Source organism: Elusimicrobiota bacterium (assembly GCA_026388075.1).
Taxonomy (GTDB): Bacteria; Elusimicrobiota; Endomicrobiia; order Endomicrobiales; family JAPLKN01; genus JAPLKN01.
Window position 1 is genome coordinate 1 of the sequence record JAPLKN010000077.1, and the last position, 17,843, is coordinate 17,843.

The 17,843-nt window shown below is 37.2% G+C and carries 12 protein-coding genes and 1 tRNA gene; 9 read left to right on the top strand and 4 right to left on the bottom strand.

The features are described from left to right. The first annotated feature begins 289 nt into the window (after positions 1-289). Positions 290-1,474: a permease gene (locus tag NT145_04590; GenBank protein MCX5781965.1), complete on the top strand. Its 1,185-nt coding sequence runs from the start codon at positions 290-292 to the stop codon at positions 1,472-1,474. Here the strand turns inward: NT145_04590 and NT145_04595 are convergent. From NT145_04595 to amrS, 3 genes are all read right to left on the bottom strand, one after another. Further along, positions 1,471-2,061, bottom strand: a complete 591-nt coding sequence (locus NT145_04595; protein ID MCX5781966.1) for a sulfite exporter TauE/SafE family protein — start codon at positions 2,059-2,061, stop codon at positions 1,471-1,473. The genes NT145_04590 and NT145_04595 overlap by 4 nt on opposite strands. An 81-nt stretch (positions 2,062-2,142) precedes the next feature. Next, positions 2,143-3,690: an AmmeMemoRadiSam system protein B gene (gene amrB / locus NT145_04600; GenBank protein ID MCX5781967.1), complete on the bottom strand. Its 1,548-nt coding sequence runs from the start codon at positions 3,688-3,690 to the stop codon at positions 2,143-2,145. A 127-nt stretch (positions 3,691-3,817) separates the two neighbouring features. After that, the gene (gene amrS / locus NT145_04605; GenBank protein ID MCX5781968.1) at positions 3,818-4,885 is read right to left on the bottom strand and encodes an AmmeMemoRadiSam system radical SAM enzyme; all 1,068 of its coding nucleotides are present in this window, start codon (positions 4,883-4,885) and stop codon (positions 3,818-3,820) included. A 69-nt stretch (positions 4,886-4,954) separates the two neighbouring features. Between amrS and NT145_04610 the strand changes: the two genes are divergently transcribed. Together NT145_04610 and NT145_04615 are read left to right on the top strand one after the other, a co-directional pair. Beyond that, positions 4,955-7,135, top strand: a complete 2,181-nt coding sequence (locus tag NT145_04610; GenBank protein MCX5781969.1) for a hypothetical protein — start codon at positions 4,955-4,957, stop codon at positions 7,133-7,135. A 38-nt stretch (positions 7,136-7,173) separates the two neighbouring features. Next, positions 7,174-7,521 carry a rhodanese-like domain-containing protein gene (locus NT145_04615; GenBank protein ID MCX5781970.1) on the top strand — a complete coding sequence of 116 codons (348 nt, stop codon included), beginning with the start codon at positions 7,174-7,176 and terminating at the stop codon, positions 7,519-7,521. 62 nt (positions 7,522-7,583) lie between these two features. Here NT145_04615 and gdhA read toward each other — a convergent pair whose 3' ends face one another. Then, positions 7,584-8,930, bottom strand: coding sequence for an NADP-specific glutamate dehydrogenase (gene gdhA, locus NT145_04620; GenBank protein ID MCX5781971.1), 1,347 nt, complete (start codon positions 8,928-8,930; stop codon positions 7,584-7,586). A 381-nt stretch (positions 8,931-9,311) separates the two neighbouring features. Here gdhA and gltA point away from each other — a divergent pair, with 381 nt between their 5' ends. The 6 genes from gltA to NT145_04650 form a co-directional block, all read left to right on the top strand. After that, positions 9,312-10,712, top strand: coding sequence for an NADPH-dependent glutamate synthase (gene gltA / locus NT145_04625; GenBank protein MCX5781972.1), 1,401 nt, complete (start codon positions 9,312-9,314; stop codon positions 10,710-10,712). Positions 10,713-11,170: 458 nt separating this feature from the next. Further along, a tRNA-Thr gene (locus NT145_04630) sits at positions 11,171-11,242 on the top strand. Between the two features lie 196 nt (positions 11,243-11,438). Next, positions 11,439-12,833, top strand: coding sequence for a PorV/PorQ family protein (locus NT145_04635; protein ID MCX5781973.1), 1,395 nt, complete (start codon positions 11,439-11,441; stop codon positions 12,831-12,833). After that, entirely contained in the window at positions 12,834-15,080 is a 2,247-nt protein-coding gene (locus NT145_04640; GenBank protein MCX5781974.1) for an O-antigen ligase family protein, read from the top strand. Positions 15,081-15,086: 6 nt separating this feature from the next. Continuing rightward, positions 15,087-17,441 (top strand): tetratricopeptide repeat protein, encoded by a 2,355-nt coding sequence (locus NT145_04645; GenBank protein ID MCX5781975.1) that lies wholly within the window; start codon positions 15,087-15,089, stop codon positions 17,439-17,441. Between the two features lie 144 nt (positions 17,442-17,585). Further along, positions 17,586-17,843, top strand: a 258-nt coding sequence (locus NT145_04650) for a hypothetical protein (GenBank protein ID MCX5781976.1), incomplete at its 3' end; no start/stop codon positions are given.

The window sequence follows — 17,843 nt, forward strand, 5'->3', positions numbered from 1 at the left end:
TTGCAACAGATTGCAAAATTTGTCCTGAAGGGGCAGCCCGTCACCGACGAGCTGGGTTAACCCCGCACCATTTATAACTTGTTCAATTAAATGTTTGCAGGGGTTTCCAGCTGACACTCTTTTAAAGTGCTTCATTTTTCAGCATTTTTCAATGGTGCGGCACTACGTGCAGATTTTTCTATTGAAAAATCTGGGTTAAAAAAAGAGAAAAAATGAGCAAAAAAACACATTATTATTATTGGTGCCGGGCCGGCAGGTTGTCGATAAAAATGCTTTTTGGGGAGTTTAAATGGCCAAAGTAGATCCCGTTTGCGGTATGAAAGTCAGCGACGATACTGAACTTAAATTAACGCATAAAGGTAAAACTTATTATTTTTGCAGCCGCCATTGTCTTGAAAAATACGCAAGAGAAAAAGGAATTTCATTAGAGGTGGGATCCGTTGAAAAATGTCCTTCTTGTTCAAGTAAAAACAATTCTTTTTTAAAAAATAAAGTTTTTATAGTTTCTGCTGTAATTGCTCTTTTAGTAGGGATGTCGTATTTAATGCCTTTTCTAGGGCCTTTCAGGATACATTTGTTTATGTATTTTAAAATGATATGGTGGGCGGTCATCCTTGGCCTTTTATTCGGGGGAGTTATAGATGCTTTTGTCCCAAGCGAATATATTTCAAAGGTTCTTGCCAGAAAGAAAAAAAGGACAATCATATATTCTGTGCTGCTTGGTTTCCTAATGAGTACTTGTTCGCACGGGATTTTGGCGATTTCTATTCAGCTTTACAAAAAAGGAGCATCAACTCCTGCCGTGGTTAGTTTTCTTTTGGCAAGCCCTTGGGCAAATTTTACACTTACTGTTATGTTAGTAAGTTTTTTTGGTTTAAAAGCTTTATATATCATTTTCTTAACGATAATTGTTGCTATAATAACCGGTTATGTATTTCAGTATTTGGAACATAAAAAACTGGTTGAATCAAATCCGAATACGCTAGAAGTTGATGATAATTATTCTATAATTAGAGATGCCAGAAATAAGTTAAGTTCCTATAGGTTTTCAATCGCCCAACTTAAAAAAGATGTTAAAAATATTTTTGTTGGCACGCTTTCTTTGTCAAATATGGTGCTGTGGTGGATTCTTATAGGTATTGGTCTTGCAAGCTTGAGCGGGGCTTATATACCTTCGCATATATTTCACCGTTTCATGGGCCCGTCTGTATTAGGAATATTTGTTACACTTGCTTTGGCAACTGTACTTGAGGTTTGCTCAGAAGGGACGGCTCCTCTTGCCTTTGAGATTTACCGGCAGACAAAGGCGTTAGGGAACAGTTTTGTGTTTCTAATGGGAGGAGTAGTTACCGATTATACCGAGATAGGTCTTTTGTGGGCAAATATCGGGAGAAAAACTGCTATATGGCTTCCATTGGTAACAGTTCCACAGACGGTTATTATAGGTATATTTCTGAATCTTTTAATCCGCTAAAAAAAACCGCTTACTCCTTTCCATAGATAATAAAGGCCTACAATTACACCAATAATTTGGGCGGCAATTTGAAAATATTTATTGTTTTGCAGGGGCTTAGAAAATAATAGTAAAAAAGTCCATAGACTTGAACCCAGATAAAAACCGGCAAAGAAAATTACTGATTTAATTAGGCTTCCAAATTTCAAAACCTCGTTTAATCCTATCAAAAACGGCGGGCATAGATTCAATCCCAAAACAATTCCCAGGAAAAAAGGCATATTTTTTCCAGAAACATTTTTCCCGATTATTTTACACACGGGAGCATGGATTCGCATTTTTCCAATGCTAAACAAGATAAGCCAAATAGCCAGAATAACAGTCAAAGAATATAAAATATCAGGATTAATTTTTCCTTCAAAATAAATGCTTATATATCCGGCAAATAAAGCAAAGAAAAGATAGGCAATCAGCCTTCCTGCAAGAAATTTTAAAATTTGAATTAAAGGATTAAGTTCAGAGGCTAAAAGGTAAGGAAGAAAAATCGGCGCACATACAGTTATGCACCCAAAAGTATTGCTGAGGCCGAGGATAAAACCGTCAATCATAGAGTAATGTCATGCCGAATTTATTTCGGCATCTTTTATAGACCCTGAAATAAATTCAGGGTGACTCTCCTTTAAGTCGAGTCACTTTTCTTCAAAAGCAAAGACCGTGAAAGTATAAATATCTACGTTTCCTTTTTTCCATGCATCGGGTTCAAGACCGGCTTTTTGCCAGCAAAGCTCGTTCATAAATTCTTCTTTGCTTGGAAGCTGTTCCCAAACCTGAGGCAAGAAAAGGCCGCTTCTAAGCCCGCGTTTAATTAAAACGCCGTTTATATTTGGTTTTATTTCATCGTGATTTTGAATTTTTTGCATCGGAGAAAGAACCGAAATCTCAATTTTTATGTCTTTAAGTTCATCCTCTGTTACCGGGTTAAAGCGCGGGTCTTCTTCTGCTGCTGCTATAGCGTATTCGCTTACAACTTTATATAGAGGGAGATGAGCCGAGGTTGTTCCTATGCATCCGCGAAGATTATGATTTTTTGTTAGGGTTACAAAAACCGCTGAATTACTAAGCAGTTGTTTGTCATCAGTTTTGAATTCTGTGCGTTTCCCGTTTTTTAAATAATTTTCAATTGATTGTCTTGCAAGATTAAGTAATTCCTTTTGGTTTTTTTCTGAAATAGTAAAATCTGACATGGTTTTCTCCTTAGATTGTTTAATAGGATTTTCTCCAGATTTTATTTTGTCCAACGGTTTAGTAAAAATTGCAGTGCCATACCCTACAACGCGCGATTTATCGCCTGAAACATTTCCTGAGTTAGAATATTTTAATACCACTGCTTTATCTGCTCCAAGCTCTTTGGCCGCGTACATTCCGGTATAAACTGATTCCTTGCCGCAGAGAACGCACTGCAAATTTGGAGTCTCAGAGTTTTCATATGTGCCGATAGTTTCTTGAAGCGTTTTCGGATCAAATTTTTCCAATGATTTTAGCGTGGCGCTGTCAACGAGATTGGCATTTGCCCATGAAGGAAAATGTGACATATCTGAAGAGATAACAATAACGGTTTTGCCTATAAGTTTTCTTTCTCTGATTGTATCAGCAATGGCTTTGCCGATTTGTTTGCATTCATCCAAACTAATCTGTCCTAAAAGGACAGGAACAATTGAGAAATTTTTTTTCAAGACTTTTTGAAGGAAAGGAATCTGTACCTCAAGGGAATGTTCCGGTATGTGAGCATAATTATTTTCTTCCAAAACTTGAGTCTTTTTCAAAATATCTTTTGCAATATCGCGGTTGACAGGAACTTCTCCCAGGGGCGTCAAAAATATTTTATTTAAATCTACTGCCCCGCGCTTTAAAGGAAAATTATGGCTGTTTCCTATTAAAATTACAGTGTCTATATCTGAATTGATTAAAAGCTTGTATGAATAAGCCGCAATTTGCGCCGAATAAACATATCCCGCATGGGGAACAAGGATTGCCAATATTTGAGATTTTCCTAAAATTTTTGACTGGTCTTCAACATTTTGCAGCAATTTATCAATGTAGGAAGAAAGTTCATTTGGATTACTCGGATAAAATTGTCCTGCCACAGCGGGCTGCCTTACGTCTTTATCTTCCGCATACGCCAGACTGAATCCGATATTAAAAAGCTGTAAAATAATTAGGAATATCAGTTTTTTCATATTCTCTAGCGTATAGCGTTTAGCGCCGCCCGCCCGTGGCGGGGGCAGGGATAGCGTATAGGAACTGCAAAGACGTTTAAGGGCTTTTCTATTTTTCTATTCGCTATACGCTATGTACTATCCGCTATTAATCCCAGACCCCCGCAATTTTATAATTACAGAATTTGCAGCGCCCTTTATTTAAATTTATTTTTCCTACGAAATATCCTTTTCTTTCTATTAGCATTTTTTTACAATTCGGGCAATACGTATTTTCAGTTCTGTGACCGGGTACATTGCCCAGGTAGACATAATTTAAGCCCGCACTTTTGGCAATATTGTAGGCCCTTTCAAGTGTTTCTATCGGGGTCGGCGGAAGCTGGGTGAGTTTATGCATCGGAAAAAATCTTAAAAAATGCACAGGTACCTCTTTGCCGAGATTTGCTGAAACCCACATTGCGAAGTCCTTAAGTTCTTCTGAGCTGTCATTGATAGTGGGAATTACAAGATAGCCGACTTCAAGCCAGACTCCTTTCTGTTTCATTATTTTCAACGTTTCTAGTACGGGCGAAAGTTTTGCTGCGGAAACCCTTCTATAGACCCGGTCAGAAAAGCCTTTCAGGTCAACGCTGGCAGCGTCTAATACAGTGCATAACTCTTTCAAAGGTTCTGGATTAATATAGCCGGATGTTACCTCAACATTTTTGATACCGTTTTTATGCGCAATAATTGAGGTATCATACATATATTCATAAAAAGCTGTCGGCTCGCTGTAAGTGTAGGATATGGAATTACAGTTATTTTCTTTCGCAAGTTTTACGATTTGCTCAGGATAAAGGGTCTGACTTCTTACGTCTTGCGGAGACATTTGGGATATTTCCCAGTTTTGGCAGAAAACACAACGCAATGTGCAGCCGGCGGTTGCAATAGAAAAAGTGGATGAGCCCGGCAAGAAATGAAAAAGAGGCTTTTTTTCTATCGGATCAATGTTGGTTGAGCATACCTTAGCATAGACAAGACTTACTAAAGTCCCTTTTTCGTTTTTCTTTACTAAACATGTTCCTGTTTGTCCTTCCTGAAGCACGCATTCTCTAGGGCAAAGAAGGCATTGAACCTGGTTTCCTTCAAGCTTGTTGTAGTATTTCGCCTCTTTAGCTGAAAGAGATGTATTGAGAAACAAAAAGACAGAAATAAGAAATACCAATATTTTACGCATAATTGTAAAATAATTTTAACTAATATAAAGATTGTTTTCAATATATTTATAAAATGATAAAATAAAAATATGATAGTTTTATCATTTCTCATTTTTGGTTTTATTACTGTTACATCCCAAACACTGATGTTAAGGGAGATGCTTGTCATTTTTGGAGGCAATGAACTTTCAATAGGTCTTATTCTTGCTGAATGGCTTTTGGGATCCGCTTTAGGGAGCTATATTTCAACTGGTTTCGGGATAAATAAAAAAATTAACTTTAAAAACGCAATTTCATTATCATTATTTTTTACGGGAATATACCTGTTGATTCTTTTCCCAATGCTGAGTAATATAAGAAATATTTTAAATCTTTTGCCGGGCCAGTCAGTAGGATTACCTTATCTATTAATATCTTCCTTCCTTGCAATATTTCCTTTGAGTTTTTTGATCGGAAGCCAGTTTTCTTTAGGCGCTCATTGGGCACAAAGTAAACTTGTTGGTTCATTGTCATGGAAAATATATCTCTGGGAATCGATGGGGTTTATGCTGGGAGGAATTCTTTTTACTTTTGTTTTAATAAAAGTATTTTCGGCTGTGCCGCTTATCCTTTTTATATCATGTTTAGCGATAGTTTTTAGTTCAATACTAATCCCTAGAAAAACTGTTTTTGGGCTATTATTAGCGTTTATTTTAGCCATATTATTTTATTTTTTAATTCCCAGGTTAAGCGCATATATTGAAAATTATTCAAAAGAAAAACTTTATGCAGGATTTAATGTTTTGGAGCGTAAAGATACACCATACGGTCAAATTACTGTTTTAGAAAGAGAAAAAGAAAAATATCTTTTATCTGACGGCGCAGTGATAGGAACTTTCCCGGGCAAGGAAACCGAAAATATAGAAACCTTTTCGTATATCCCGCTTCTTTATCATCAAGAACCTTCAAGGATTTTAGTTTTTGGCGGCGCAGGAAAATATGCCATGGCTTTATCAAAAGATAAAAGACTTTCCACTGATTATATCGAAATTGATCCGGAACTTATGAAGTCAGTTGAGAAATTATTTCCGATTGATTTAAATAAAACCCGAAAAGTTAATATTATTTACTCAGATGGAAGAAATTATGTAAAAAAATATTATAGCAGTTACGATGCAATTTTTATCGGGTTCCCATATCCGTCTACAATTTCTTTAAATCGTTTTTATACAAAAGAATTTTTTAAAGACCTAATAAAAATCCTTAAACCCCAAGGATTAGTGGTGTTCAGCATTCCAGGATCAATCGTATATGTCAGTGATGAGATGGCTGCCTTAAATGCCTGCTTAATTAAAACGATAAAAAGCGTTTTTCCTTATATAAAAATTCTTCCTGAAAATCAGGCAATAGTTATCGTATCAAGTGTGCCTTTTAAAGAAAAAAAGGAAGAGCTCCTTAAAAATTTTAAAATGTTTCCTTTTGAAACCAAATTTCTTTCGCCTGGTTATATTGAATATAGGGCCGACGAGAAAAAAGAGATAGATTTTACTAATGAAATTGGAAAAGTTAAGGCAAGGGATTCAATTTGGCGGAATCCGATAAATTTAATAAATAAAGATATGATGCCAATAGCCGTAAAAAATTCGCTTATTTATTTATATTCTCTTTCTGAAAATAAAAGCGCAAAAATATTAGAAATTTTATACAGATATTTATGGGTTTTGTGGTTAGTGCTTTTTGCATGGTTTTTATCTAAGAAAATGGGAGTTTTGGGAACTTCGTTTTCATCCGGTGCGGCGGGAATGGGGCTTCAGATAATAAGCATAATTGTATTACAGGCAACGGCCGGAAATATTTATTCTTTGATAGGTATTTTAAATGCTTCATTTATGATGGGTATTGCTGTAGGTTCAATTGTTTTTTCAAAAAAACAAAATTTAGTTAAAATAAGATATATTGAAATTGCGTTTGTATTGTGGGTATCATTGTGGTTGGGTTTGTTTTATTTTAAAATCATATCATTGGTAATGACGATAGTATTTTCTTTTGGTTCAGGATTTCTTGTCGGATTTGAGTTTCCCTCACTTGTTGCGGCACGGAAAAACATTGTAAACGACAGTGAAAGCGTTTCTACGGGGAAAGTCTACGCTTTAGATCTTTTAGGCGGGTGTTTTGGGGCACTGATTTTGGGTATTTTAATGGTGCCTTCTTTGGGAATATTTAAAACTTTATTTTTTATTATTATACTGAAGATAACAAGCGCTTTATGGTGGCTAAGAGCTAACAGATAAGCATAACAAAAAAAATAGGCAGATTGAGGAGGAACAAAATGTTTTATCTTAAGAGGATAGTTTTGATTTTGTTTTCCATTTTTTTGGCGACAGCGAGTATTTATTCGGCTGAGAACAAAGTTGTGCAGGAAAAAACTTTTATAGTAGATGTCTGCACATCATGGGAATTTAGGCAAAAGCACTATCCGGGGGCGATAAACATACCTGTAGATGAAATTGAAGGAAGACTTGAAGAATTCGGAAATAAAAAAAGGCCTATTATAGTTTATTGTGCCGGCGGCGTCAGGTCTGAAGAGGCGCTGGAAATACTTAAAGAAAATGGTTTTAAGAATGTCAAAAACGGCGGCTCGCTGGATGAAATGTTAAAGAAGAAAAAAATTAAATAATTTCTTGAAAATAAAAAAGACGGTGCGCCTCGGCGTACCGTCTTTTTATGTTTAAACCAATTTTATACTACGCCTTGCGACATCATGGCTTTTGCTACTTTCATAAATCCGGCTATATTTGCGCCGTTAACTAAATTGCCAGGTGTTCCGTATTCTTCAGAAGCTTCTTTTGCGGATGAATGAATATTTACCATTATATCTTTCAGCCGTTTATCAACTTCTTCAAAACTCCAAGAAAGATGCTGCGAATTCTGCGCCATTTCTAAGCCTGATGTTGCAACACCTCCCGCATTTGCTGCTTTTCCGGGGCCGAAAGAAACTTTATGTTTTATAAAAAGTTTTACGGCTTCAGGTGTAGAAGGCATATTAGCGCCTTCAGCTACAGCAATGCAGCCATTTTTGATCAATGTTTCCGCGCCTTTTTCGTCAAGCTCGTTTTGCGTTGCGCAAGGAAGGGCGATATCGCATTTAACATTCCAAATAGCGGATGAATCCCCTTCTTTATATTCAGCTGATTTATGTTCCTTTGCGTACTCGCTTATGCGTTTACGCTCAACTTCTTTAAGCCTTTTTATAGTATCAAGATTGATGCCGTGTTTATCATATATGTAGCCGTTTGAGTCGCTCATTGCAACAACTTTACCACCTAACTGAGTTGCTTTTTCATGGGCATAAATAGCGACATTTCCTGATCCGGAAATCACAACCGTTTTTCCTTCAAAGGTTGTGCCGCGGTCCTTTAGCATTTCATCCGTAAAATAAACGCATCCGTATCCGGTTGCTTCCGTTCTAGCCAAGGAACCGCCGTAGGGTAAACCTTTTCCGGTCAAAACGCCGTTAAAAAGGCCGGTCAATTTTTTCCATTGGCCAAACATAAAACCTATTTCTCTTCCACCGACACCGATATCACCGGCAGGCACATCAGTGTCAGCACCAATGTGACGGAAAAGTTCGCTCATAAAACTCTGGCAGAATCTCATAACTTCAGAGTCAGATTTTCCTTTCGGGTCAAAATCCGATCCGCCTTTTCCGCCGCCCATCATAAGGCCAGTTAAAGAGTTCTTAAATATCTGTTCAAAACCTAAAAATTTGATTATTCCGATATAAACGGAAGGATGAAACCTTATGCCGCCTTTATATGGCCCGATAGCAGAGTTGAATTGGATCCTGAAACCTCTATTAACTTGGATTTTTCCTTTATCGTCCTGCCATGGAACTCTAAAAAATATCTGTCTTTCGGGTTCCACAATTCTTTCAAGAAGAGAAGCATCTTTAAATTCCGGATTCTTTTCTATAACAAGTTTAAGCGATTCTAAGACTTCAAATACTGCCTGGTGAAATTCAGGTTCGTTTGGATTGCGTTTCTTGACGGTTTCAAGAACACTTTGAATATAAGCATGACTAGTCATTTTTTTGCCTCCATTTTTTGGAGGCGTCCTCAAAAAGTTTGATACTTGGATAAACCTACAACCCTAAATATGTCCTTTTTTAAGCAGGAAAAACAATAAAGTTACGAGGTTATCAAGTGGACGCCTTTGTCTAAAAGTCTTTAAAAAACATTCTATGTTTCAAAAGACCGTTTATTACCTAAAAATATATATTTTACCGTTAGGTTGGACGTCATTGGCCAACTGAGAGGATATTCTAAAGCTTTGAGGACGCCATTGTCCGAGCTTTATTGAAGTTTGGTTATTTTAGTTAAATGCAATTAAATTGTCAAGGATTGACAATAAATATTGATTCTTAGTATAATGCACGGGCATTTTTTAAAGAAAAAAATGAGGTATTTCATGGCGAAAAGAGTTCATATGCGGGAGCGTTCGGCTGAAGAAAGAAAAAAGGATTTTCTTCAGGTTAACCTCGGCTATAACGAAAAAGAGGCGGTTGAAGAAGCAAAAAGGTGTTTGCAGTGCAAAAAGCCTTTTTGTGTTGAAGGCTGTCCCGTTGAAATAAATATACCCGGTTTTATAAAAGCTATAGCTGAAAAAAAGATGGAATCAGCAGTCAAAATAATGAAAGATAAAAATAATCTGCCTGCTGTCTGCGGAAGAGTTTGTCCTCAAGAGGTTCAGTGCGAGCAAAAGTGTATTATCGGAAAAAAAGGGGAACCGGTAGCAATCGGGAACTTGGAGCGGTATGTTGCCGACTGGGAAAAAGAACATATGTCCTCTCACAAAAAGATTTTTAAAAATGCCCCCAAAAACGGCATTAAGGTTGCGGTAATCGGTTCGGGCCCCGCGGGTTTAACCTGTGCCGGAGACCTTGCCCGGATGGGTTTTGACGTAACTGTTTTTGAATCTTTGCATAGTTCAGGCGGGGTTTTAAGGTACGGAATACCGGAATTTCGTCTTCCAAAGAAAGTCTTAGATTATGAAATTGAATATCTTAAAAACATCGGGGTAAACATTATTTTTAATTTTTTGATAGGCCGGACTAAAAGTATTGAAGATCTCTTTTCTGAAGGATTCAAGGCTATTTTTATAGGAACCGGCGCAGGGCTTCCATCATTTCTTAATGTTCCCGGCGAAAACTTAAACAATATTTATTCTTCAAATGAGTTTTTGGTAAGAGTTAATCTGATGGGATCTTACGAATTTCCGGAACAAGATACTCCAATATATGTTGGTAAAAATGTTGCGGTTATCGGCGGTGGAAACACTGCGATGGATTCCGCACGCACAGCTCTCAGGCTTGGCGCAGAAGAAGTAACTCTTGTATACAGAAGATCTGAAGCTGAGATGCCGGCACGAATTGATGAAATTAAACATGCAAAAGAAGAAGGCATAAAGTTTATGATTTTGACAAATCCGGTAAAATTTATTGGCGATAAAAAAGGGTTTGTTCAGACTATGGAATGCGTGAAAATGGAGTTGGGCGAACCGGATGAATCCGGAAGAAGAAGGCCGAAAATAATTCAGGGGTCAAATTTTAGTATGCCCGTGGATCTTGTTGTTTTGGCTGTGGGTTTGAGCCCGAACCCTCTTTTGGCTTCCTTGACAAAAGGGCTTGAAACGGACGAAGAGGGGCATCTAAAAGTTAATGAAAAACAAATGACGTCAATTTCCGGAGTTTTTGCCGGAGGAGATATAGTCGGCGGAGACACAGTAATACTTGCGATGGGCATGGGTAAGAAAGCCGCAAAAGAAATATCAAATTATCTTTTAAATAAAGAAGCCACCAGCCACCAGTAACCAGATACCGGTAACGACAAATCTCAAGGACAAACTACTAGTTACTAGCTAACAATAATAAAAAAAAATTTTTATGATTATGTTTTTAGATTTACTGGTCACTGGTTACTGATAACTGGTACCTGGTTTTTCATTGACTAACCCAAACTTATAAAGTATAATTAGCCACTGTCCAAAGCTTGAAAATTAATTCAAAATATTGCGTGATTCTTATTGTTTTTTTAACTCATTTCTCGTTTTTTCTTTGAAGCGGAATTTTGCTGTTTTGATGGTTAATTATTATTATCAAATGCTGGCGTAGCTTCCGCCCATGGCGGATCAGCCTAGGGCTGACAGTGGGTCGCTGTCTGTGATGTTGGACCTGCGAAAGCAGGAAGTAATAACGAAGACAAGTCAGCGACGGGCGCGAGTTGGTGAGCGCCCAGGGAGAGCAATCGCTTCGCCTGCCCGCCGGTTAAGCCGCCTTAGCTCAATGGTAGAGCACTCCCTTCGTAAGGGATAGGTTGTCAGTTCAAGTCTGACAGGCGGCTATTTTTGGCGGGTAAGCGAATAACAGGGGTTTCCACCTTAGGCGCCTGCCCGCCGCAGGCAGGAATTTCGCAGATTTAGGATTCTTGAGGTGCTCAATCCACGCCGTGTCGGGATTTCGCTTATTTAATTACTTTAAAGTGCTCAACAAATCCCTTCGCCGGCTTATTTTTTACTTTGGGGAAAGTTTAAATGAATATGTTTAGAAAAATTGCAGTTTTATTAATAATTTTTTTACTAGGGGCATGTAATCTTTCAGCATCGTCGGGCGGAACCAGCATTTTTCCTTTCTTAAAAATTTGTCCTTCCGCAAGAGATTCCGGAATGGGGGAAATGGTCAGCTTTTCTGCTTCCGGTTCGCCACAATCAAATCCCGCAGTATTACCGTGGTCGGAACAAAACGAGATTTCTTTAAACCACATCATATATTTTCAAGAAACAAATTACAGCTATCTGAATTATAATCATTTATTCAAAGATTCAATGGCTTTCAATGCTTCATTGGGTTATGTCGGTATTGGCGGGCTTACTAAAACGGTTGCAGATTCAAGCTTTGAAGGATTTTCAGAATCGGGAAACTTTGACTATTATGATATGCTTGGCAGTATCGGTTTCGGCCACAGGATATCGAGAAATTTTTCTTACGGTGTTACTGCAAGGTATGTGCAAGAAAAAATAGATACGAGTTCTAACTCGGGTGCCATGATGTCTTTTGGCGGATATTTTTGCGATTTGCCTCAAGAGTGGGAGATAGGTTTCGGAGTTTTTAATCTCGGGCCAAAAGTCAAAGAATTTGAACTGCCCGGCGGAGCTTACGCTGGTGTTGGGAGATATTTTCTGCCGAATATTTTTGCCGGTGTGGAAGTAGTCAGTTATCTTGACAGCGTTAGTGAAGCTAAGGCCGGCATGGAATTTATTCTTACAAAAGCTGTAACGCTTAGAGCCGGATACAGGCACCCTTTTGACAGCAATAAACTCGGGGATTTTCCTTTAGTAAATGTCACAGCAGGCCTTGGATTTAATTTTGGCGAATTTACTTTTGACTATGCATGGGTTCCGTACGGGGATTTAGGCCAGACTCATCGTTTCGGCCTGTTAAAAAAATTCGGATCAAAACACATTCGTAAAAAAAGAATAACCGAAAAAAAGGAAAAACAAAAACTCAAACAAAAAGCCAAAGAAGTAATTAAAGCTTCTAAAGATAAAGAAAATATTGCTGTATACGATCTAAAGACTGAAAATGTTCCCAGCTATATTGTTAAGGTTGCTTCAAATCTTTTAAGACTTGAAATTATAGACAGTGGTGTCTTTAATGTTGTTGATAGAGAAAATATTGAAAAAATCACTTCGGAATATCAAACTCAGCTTTCAGGACTAACGGATCAGGAGCAAACTGTCCAGACCGGGAAATTGCTTAACGCTCGTTACATAATTACCGGATCTATTGAGGATGTGGACGGACAATACTTTGTTTTGGCAAATATGATAGATGTTGAAAGCGGGAAAATCATCAAAAGCATGGCGGAAAAATCTGAAAATATAGACAATATAAGGCAGGCCTGCAAAAATATTGCCTGGAAGATGAAAGAATAAATGAGCAATGCAATTGAAGAAGTGCGCGCCCAGATTATTAAATACACGGAAATTATTATTAGTTACGGCCTGCCTATACTTTACTTCTTAATTGCATTAGGATTTTATCTTAAAACCTATGATTCCGCCCAGATCAAAATCACTTTTACGCAGTTGGGCGGAACAATCGTTTTGGCGATATGGATTATTAAAATTATTGAAGAAGATATTTTATCTTTTTTCAAGAAAAACATCCTGATTATTTTTCCTCTCCTGGCTTACCTTGTTTCAGGCATAATTTCTCACCTCCATTCAGCATTCCCTTTAGCAAGCGCAAACGAGCTCATTAGGCGGGTAATTTATATGGGTATTGCGGTGCTTGCCGTTTCTGAATTTAACAGCGAAGAAAAACTTCGGAGGCTTATTAACTGGCTTATTGGGGCGACATTTATTGTAACAATATATGGGCTGGTTCAATATTTTGACACGCGGTTTTTCCCGGGCGCTCCTGAACCGGGCCTTGATCCTTTCATGTGGAGGGGAGCATTTGGGGGCAGAATTTTTTCTACTTTCGGAAACCCCAACTTTTTCGGCGATTTTCTGGTAGTTATGAATCCTGTGGTTCTTGCGATGCTTTTGATGAAAAAGCAGCTGCATCTTTTAGTTTTATGGCTTCTTGTGGCTTTTTGCGTTATATTTACATTTTCAAAAGGGGCTTGGCTGGGATTTTCGGCAGGGATAGTTATATTTGCATTTTTTTATGTTGGGTTTTTTTCTCACGCTAACAAAGAAAAAATCAAAAAAATATTAGCGGTAATGATTCTGGGACTTTTTGTTGTTTTAGGCTACGGGATGAGGAAATCTTTGAAACAAAGAAGTGACAGCGCATCTTTCAGAGTATTTACATGGCTTTCTACTTGGGAGATGATGAAAACAAGCCCTATTATCGGGACTGGCATAGGGACATTTTATGTAACTTACCCTGCATGGAGAAGACCTCAGATATTTTTTATTGAAGCAAAACATAATACGGAAACTGATCATTCGGAAAATGAGTATATTGAGGTTTGGTATGACGAAGGAACCGTTGGTTTTGGTATTTTTCTTCTTTTGTTGGCAGCTTTTTTAACGATGGGTTTTAAAAATCTTAAAATATTTTCTCTTGTTGACAAAAGACAACCCACACATGATGTAAGAGCGTATTATCAGCTTGGCATATTGACGGCGGTGATGGCCCAGCTTGTCCACGACTTCACTTGTGTTTCATTAAGGTTTGTTTCCTCAGGGGTAATGTTGTGGCTTTTTATAGGCCTTATAGGAGCTTTAGCATTAAATAGCCCTTTGCCGGAAAAGGCTGAAACAAATTTAGATAAAAATCCTTTGCCGGAGTTTCCTAGGCGGATTTTACAGGTGGGAGTTGTTTTAATAGCAGCTTATCTTTGCTGGATATTTATCGGGTATTTCAGGGCTGATCTTAATCATAACAAAGCCATTTTTTATTCCAAACAGGGACAGTGGAATGAAGCATTAAATACTTATCGCGAAGTTGCGAAAGATAACCCGTCTTTTATTATGGCTTACTATTTCATGGGGAATGTCTATAACGATCGCTGGGCAAACGGGGACGCAGAAAATGCGATAAACGAATACAAAAAAGCTTGGAAACTTGCGCCTAACTATGTTCAGTCTCATCACCAAGCCGGACTAATTTATCTGAAATGGGGACAGGATGAAAACCGTCTTGAATACGAAGCTAGACAGAAAGGCAACCTAAAATCTGCTGAAGAACATAAAAAGAAAAAAGAAGAGGTCTGGAAAAAAGCTCTTGACGAATTTGAACGGTATAGACTAATTGATCCTGTATTCAATCTGAATTATTACAGGATGGCATGGATTTATATGCAGCTGGGCGAAAAAAATAAGGCTGAAAACGCTTATAAAATGCATATTGATTTTCCTTCAAAGTTAAAACTTCCGCCGCATAATGCGTGGGTGGAAGACTGGGCATCGCGAAGAAAAAACGAGTACGCGGAAACGTATATCAATTTGGGAAATTTAAGATTTTTGGATAACGATTTTAATCAGGCTGAAAAATATTACAAACAGGCTATTGATCTTGTTCCCGATTATGTAAGCGCTATGAAAAATCTTGCTTTGCTCTACGCCAAAACCAATAGGAAAAAACTTGCAGAAGAATATTGGCAAAAAATTAGAGTTATTTCGCCTAACGATCCGGATGTTTTAAAAGTTTTTGGAATAAAAAAATAAGAATTTATGACTCGTTTATATAACTACCTGATATACGCTCTATTATTTATCCCGCCTTTAATTTTTTTTACAGACCTTACAAGAAATCCATACTATTTTCAGATAGTGCTTTTAAACGGGCTTACCGTTATTCTGTGGATGATATGGCTTTCTTCAGGATTAAAAAACAAACAACTAAATTTGCCTAAGACAATTTTGGATATTCCTCTCCTTTCTTTTCTGGGGGTTGCTTCGGTTTCCTGGATTTTAGTTTTTGTTGCTAATTTTTCTGATCCCTATTTACGTTACAGTATTTATAGCGAAGGTCTTAAAAGATGGCTTTTTCTTTTGGTAAATCAAATACTCGTATTTTATGCCGCGTATAATTTTGCAAATGATAACAACCGTTTAAAATTTATTAATTTTGTTTTGTGGGCGGGTTTTATTTCTTCATTGTACGGTATAGTCCAATATTTCGGTATAGAGCCAATTTGGCCTCGCACTCTTAATCCTTTCGGCGGAAGAAGCGTTTCAACTTTTGGAAACCCGACTTTTCTTTCGTCCTATATAGTACTTCTTTTCCCTATAGCTTTTGTCAATTTTTTGTTCAATAACCGTTCCAGGCCGATTTATTTTTTTCTTATTGTCACTTTTTTTTCGGCTTTGCTTTGCACTTTGACGCGTTCTTCGTGGGGCGGATTATCCGTATCAATATTGGTAAGTCTGATTTTTCTATGGAAATTTGAAAAAGAACTCTTAAAGAAAAAAGGCAGTTTTTTGTTTTTTATTTTTGGGCTTTTTCTTATTTTGTTGGTGTTTTGGCCGAAGAGTAAGGTTGAGGGATATAATCCTACGGTAATTGAAAGATTATCTGAGACTGCTAAAGCCGAAGGAACTTATTACGCGCCTTGGCATCAGAGAAGACTTATTTGGTCTTGCGCATGGCATATGATAAAGGAAAATCCTTTTTTGGGGAAAGGATGGGGATGTTTCGAACTTTTTTATCCGTTCTACCAGGGCAGGCACCTTTTTCTTGAAGCATACAGAAATTTCAGGACCCATGCAAACAATACTCATAATGAAATTCTTGAAATCTGGTCTCAGACCGGTATAATAGGATTTGGCATATATTTATGGATTCTTATCGTATTTTTTAGATATTCCTATTTTTTGATAAAAAGCTTAAATGATGAAAGAAGATTTCTTGCGATAGCGTTAACTTCTTCAGCTGTCGGTATGCTTGCAGACAATATTTTGAATGTATCCATAAATTTTCCTATACCGGGATTCCTTTATTGGTGGAATCTCGGCCTATTGTTTAGTTTGGGTTCTAAAAAAATAATGCCTGTAAAATTAGAGCAACCTTTACGAAAACTTGTAATATTAACTATTTTATTTTTCAGCGTTTTACTTTTAGTAAGATACACAAAAGATTTTATTGCTGAAGTTTACTTTTTTAAAGGTTTTAAGGCCTCTCGGGGAAACGATCTTCACGGAGCTATAAAAGAATTGGGGCTTTCTTATAAATTCCGTCGTTTAGAAGTAAATAATAATTATGAACTTGCTAATGCATACGCGCGCCAGGGCGCAATAGATAAAGCAATTTTTTATTACGGAGAATCTTTACGCGCAAACGCAGGATATGACGAAATATATTTTAATATGGCAAATATGCTTTCCCAGAAAGGCGAATATGAAAAAGCTATTGATGAATATTCTAAATCGCTGTACCTAAATCCGGTAACAAAGGAAGAATATATTGCGTTGGGGGGTATTTTCCTTCAAAAGACTGACTATTACGCAAAAGCCGGAATAAAACTGCTTGAACAGTGCGTATTTTTCTTCCCAAATGATAAGGATGTTTGGAATAATCTGGGATTTTTGTATACAAGAGTTAATGCTGACGAAAAAGCCGTAGAATCATACAAAAAAGCGCTTGAGATTGACCCTGATTTCGTGATGGCCCGCAAAAATTTGGCTGTTACATTTTCCAAGTTGGGGAAGAAAGATTTATTTTTAGAAAAACTTGACAGTCTTTTTGCAAAAGCAGAGCAAAACATTGCTTTAAAGAATTGGCAGAAAGTTCTAGACATTTGTGAACAGATCATAAAGTTGGTGCCCAAAAGCCTTAAAGCCAATTTATATCTTGCAAATGCGTATTTTAGCGTTGGCCGATTAGAAGATGCAATAGAGCACTACAACGAAGCATTAAAACTTGACTCTCAAAATCAGACTCTTTTAGGAAATTTGGGTGTCGCATATTCTCAGGCAAAAAACTACAAACTTGCAAAACAAAAGTTTGAAGATCTTTTAAGGGTTAATCCCCAAAGCGGGCTGGCCAAGCAGAAACTCTCAGAGCTTGAAAAACTTGTTGAAAAATGAGTTCTAATATAATTAAATCAAGAAAATAATTTTATTTGACAAAACTGGGCTAAAAACATATAATCAATTTCAATACACTTATAAATATATAAGAACATATAAGTCTAGCGATTGGACATTTTATTATAAAGAGGAGATTATAGAATGAGTTTTTTTGTTCAAAAAAAAATAGTAATAAAAATTCTCGCAATATTTTTTCTGGTTTTTTCTTCCGTTCCAGCTTTTTCTGAAACAACTTATATATTTGATACTCCTACCAAAGGCATGCTTGACTACGCAAACTATAATGTGGATTTTCGTTTTTTTTCTGACGGGGGAGTGCTTACGCGGATGAGTTTCGGAATTTTTGAGGCAGTAAACCTTGGAGTGGGATGGGAAATTGAAAATCTTGTAGGCACGCAA